Below are 3,850 nucleotides of genomic sequence, written 5' to 3'. Positions count from 1 at the left end.
CGTCCGTACACCCGTACGGCGCGCCGCGAGCGGTGTCGGCGCCCACGAGGCGGGGCTCGCCGAGCGGCTGGCCGGGCTCAGTGCGCCCAAGCAGGAGGCCCTGCTGCTGCGGCTGGTCGCCGGGCACGTCGCCACCGTCCTCGGCCACGGCTCGGCCGAGGCCGTCGACGGCGAACGCGGCTTCCTCGACCTGGGGATGAGCTCGCTCACCGCCGTCGAACTCCGCAACCGGCTCAACGCCGAGACCGGCCTGCGGCTGCCCACCACGGCGATCTTCGATCACCCGACGCCGCTCGGCCTCGTCCGCCACCTCCGCGAACAGCTCGACCTCGCCCCCGGCGCCGGCGCGACGGGCGAGACCGCGCCCGTCTTCGCCGAACTCGGCCTCCTGGAAGCCGCCATGGCCGCGAGCGAACTCGACGGCGAGGCCCGCACCCGGCTGCTCCAGCGCCTCAAGTCACTCCAGTGGAAGCTCGACGCCGCCGACGACGGCACGACGGCCGAGGACACCACGGCCGCCGACCCCGCCGCCTCCGACCTCGAAGCCGCCGAGACCGACGACGAGATGTTCGACCTCATCGACAAAGAACTCGGCCTCGCCTGACAAGCCCAGTCAGTCGAAAAACACCCTTTTCCGGACTGGGAGGAAGCAAGAACCATGACCAGCAGCACCGAAGACAAGCTCCGGGACTATCTCAAGCGCGTCACCGCCGACCTGCGGCGGGCCAAGCAGCGGCTGGAGTCCGTCGAGGCCAAGGACAGCGAGCCCATCGCCGTCGTCGGCATGGCCTGCCGGTTCCCCGGCGGCGTGGCCTCCCCCGAGGACCTGTGGAAGCTCGTCGACGGCGGCGTCGACGCGGTCGGCGACGTGCCCGACGACCGGGGCTGGGACTTCGACGCCCTCTATGACCCCGAGCCCGGCAAGCCCGGCAGGAGCTATGTGCGCCAGGGCGGCTTCCTCACCGGAGCGGCCGACTTCGACGCCGAGCTCTTCGGCATCGCCCCCCGCGAGGCGCTGGCCATGGACCCGCAGCAGCGGCTGCTCCTCGAATCGGCCTGGGAGGCCGTCGAACGCGCCCGCATCAACCCCGCCTCCCTGCGCGGCAGCGACACCGGCGTCTTCGTCGGCGGCGCCGACACCAACTACGGCTCGCTCGCCTCCCGCACCGAAGAGACCGAGGGCCACCTGCTCACCGGCGGCGCCACCAGCGTCCTGTCCGGCCGCATCGCCTACACCCTCGGCCTCGAAGGCCCGGCCGTCACCGTGGACACGGCCTGCTCCTCCTCCCTCGTCGCCCTCCACCTCGCCGTCCGCGCCCTGCGCTCCGGCGAATGCTCCCTCGCCCTGGCGGGCGGCGTCGCCGTGATGCCCACCACCAGCCTCTTCACCGAGTTCTCCCGCCAGCGCGGCCTCGCCCCCGACGGCCGCTGCAAGCCCTTCGCCGACGCCGCCGACGGCACCAGCTGGGGCGAGGGCGTCGGCGTCCTCCTCGTCGAACGCCTCTCCGACGCCCGCCGCAACGGCCACCGCGTCCTCGCCGTCATCCGTGGCACCGCCGTCAACCAGGACGGCGCCAGCAGCCGCCTCACCGCCCCCAACGGCCCCTCCCAGCAGCGCGTCATCCGCGCCGCCCTCGCCAACGCCCAGCTCACCCCCGACCAGGTCGACGCCGTCGAGGCCCACGGCACCGGCACCACCCTCGGCGACCCCATCGAGGCCCAGGCACTCCTCGCCACCTACGGCCAGGACCGGCCCGCCGGACAGCCGCTGCGCCTCGGCGGCATCAAGTCCAACATCGGCCACGCCCAGGCGGCCGCCGGCGTCGCCGGCGTGATCAAGATGGTCATGGCGATGCGGAACGGCGTACTGCCGCGCACCCTCCACGTCGACACACCCACCTCGCACGTGGACTGGTCGGCGGGCGCCGTCGAACTCCTCACCGACCGCCTCGACTGGCCCGCCACCGGCCGCCCGCGCCGCGCCGCCGTCTCCGCCTTCGGTATCAGCGGCACCAACGCCCACGTCATCCTGGAGCAGGCCGAACCCGAGCCCGAGCCCGTCGCCGAGGAGCGGGCACCCGCCGTCACCCCCGGCGTGGTGCCCTGGACGCTGACCGGCAAGACGGAAGCCGCCCTGCGCGCCCAGGCCGCCCGCCTGCTGGACCACACCGGCGGACACCCCCTGGACGTCGGCTTCTCCCTGGCGACGACCCGGGCCGGCCTGCCGCACCGCGCGGTCGTCCTCGGCGACGGCCCCGAAACCCTCACCCGGGCCCTGACCGCGCTCGCCTCCGGCGACCCCGACGCCGGCCTCGTCCACGGCACGGCCACCCCGGGCAGAACAGCCGTCCTCTTCTCCGGCCAGGGCTCCCAGCGCCTGGGCATGGGCCGCGAACTGCACGGCCGCTTCCCGGTGTTCGCCGAAGCCTTCGACGCCGCGTGCGCCGCACTCGACGAGCACCTGGACCGAGCGCTCCGCGAGGTCGTCTGGGGCGCGGACCAGGACCTCCTCGACCGGACGAGGTACGCCCAGGCCGGGCTCTTCGCCGTCGAGGTCGCCCTGTTCCGGCTCGTGGAGTCCTGGGGCGTCCGCCCCGAGTACGTCGCCGGGCACTCGCTCGGCGAGATCTCCGCCGCCCACGTCGCCGGCGTCCTGTCACTGGCCGACGCGAGCGCCCTGGTCGCCGCCCGGGGCCGCCTCATGCAGGCCCTGCCGCCAGGCGGGGCCATGGCAGCACTCCGCGCCACCGAGGACGAAGTCCGGCCGCTGCTGACGGACGACGTGTCGATCGCCGCCGTCAACGGCCCCTCGTCCGTGGTGATCTCGGGCGCGGAGGAAGCCGTCGCCAGGATCACCGGGCACTTCGCCGCCGAAGGCCGCAAGACCAGCCGGCTGCGGGTCTCCCACGCGTTCCACTCCCCGCTGATGGAACCGATGCTGGACGACTTCCGCACCACCGTCGCCGCCCTCACCTTCGCCCGCCCGGACCTGACCGTCGTCTCCAACGTCACCGGCGGCCTCGCCACCGACGACCAGCTGCGCTCCCCGGACTACTGGGTCCGCCACGTCCGCGAGGCCGTCCGCTTCGCCGACGGCATCCGCACCCTGAGCACGGAAGGCGTCACCCGCTTCCTGGAACTCGGCCCCGACGGCACCCTCACCGCCATGGCCCGGGAATCCCTCCCCGACGAGACCCTCGCCGTCCCCGCCCTCCGCAAGGACCGCCCCGAGGAACAGGCCCTCGTCACCGCCCTCGCCCACCTGTCCGTCCAGGGCACGGACACCGACTGGAGCGCCCTCTTCACCGGCACGGAAGCCCGCGACACCGACCTCCCCACCTACGCCTTCCAGCACCGGCGCTACTGGCCCGAACCCGCCCCCGCCACCGGCGACGTCGGCACCGCCGGCCTCGAAGCGACCGACCACCCGCTGCTGAGCGCCGCCGCCTCCGTGGAACTCCCCGACGGCGGCGACGGCCTGCTGCTCACCACCCGCCTGTCGGTGCGCACCCACCCCTGGCTCGCCGACCACATGGTCCTGGGCTCCGTCCTCCTGCCCGGCACCGCCTTCGTCGAACTCGCCATCCGCGCCGCCGACGAGGTCGGCTGCGACCGCATCGAGGACCTCACCCTCGCCGCGCCCCTCGTCCTCCCCGAGGACGGCGGCGGCGTCCAGCTGCAACTGCACATCGGCCCCGCCGACGACTCCGGCCGCCGCACCCTCACCGCCCGCTCCCGCCCCGAAGGCGACGGCGACCGCCCCTGGACCCGCCACGCCACCGGCGTCATCGGCGGCGCGGGGGAGGAGCGGCGGCCCACCGCCGCCCTCCACCTCACCACCTGGCCGCCC

1 protein-coding gene and 1 pseudogene are annotated in these 3,850 nt (G+C 74.5%); both read left to right on the top strand.

All coding sequences use genetic code 11. From position 1 onward, the window contains the following. Positions 1 to 604, top strand: a 604-nt coding sequence (locus tag K6I33_RS32845; RefSeq protein WP_229358299.1) for a phosphopantetheine-binding protein, incomplete at its 5' end; no start/stop codon positions are given. A gap of 60 nt (positions 605 to 664) precedes the next feature. Beyond that, positions 665 to 3,850 (top strand): annotated as a pseudogene (locus K6I33_RS32840) (type I polyketide synthase); the annotation flags it as partial.

This window comes from Streptomyces sp. UNOB3_S3 (assembly GCF_020740895.1).
In the GTDB taxonomy this organism is placed as follows: Bacteria; Actinomycetota; Actinomycetes; order Streptomycetales; family Streptomycetaceae; genus Streptomyces.
Note: the sequence above shows the minus strand (reverse complement) of the source record. Positions and strands in the feature narration are given on the sequence as shown.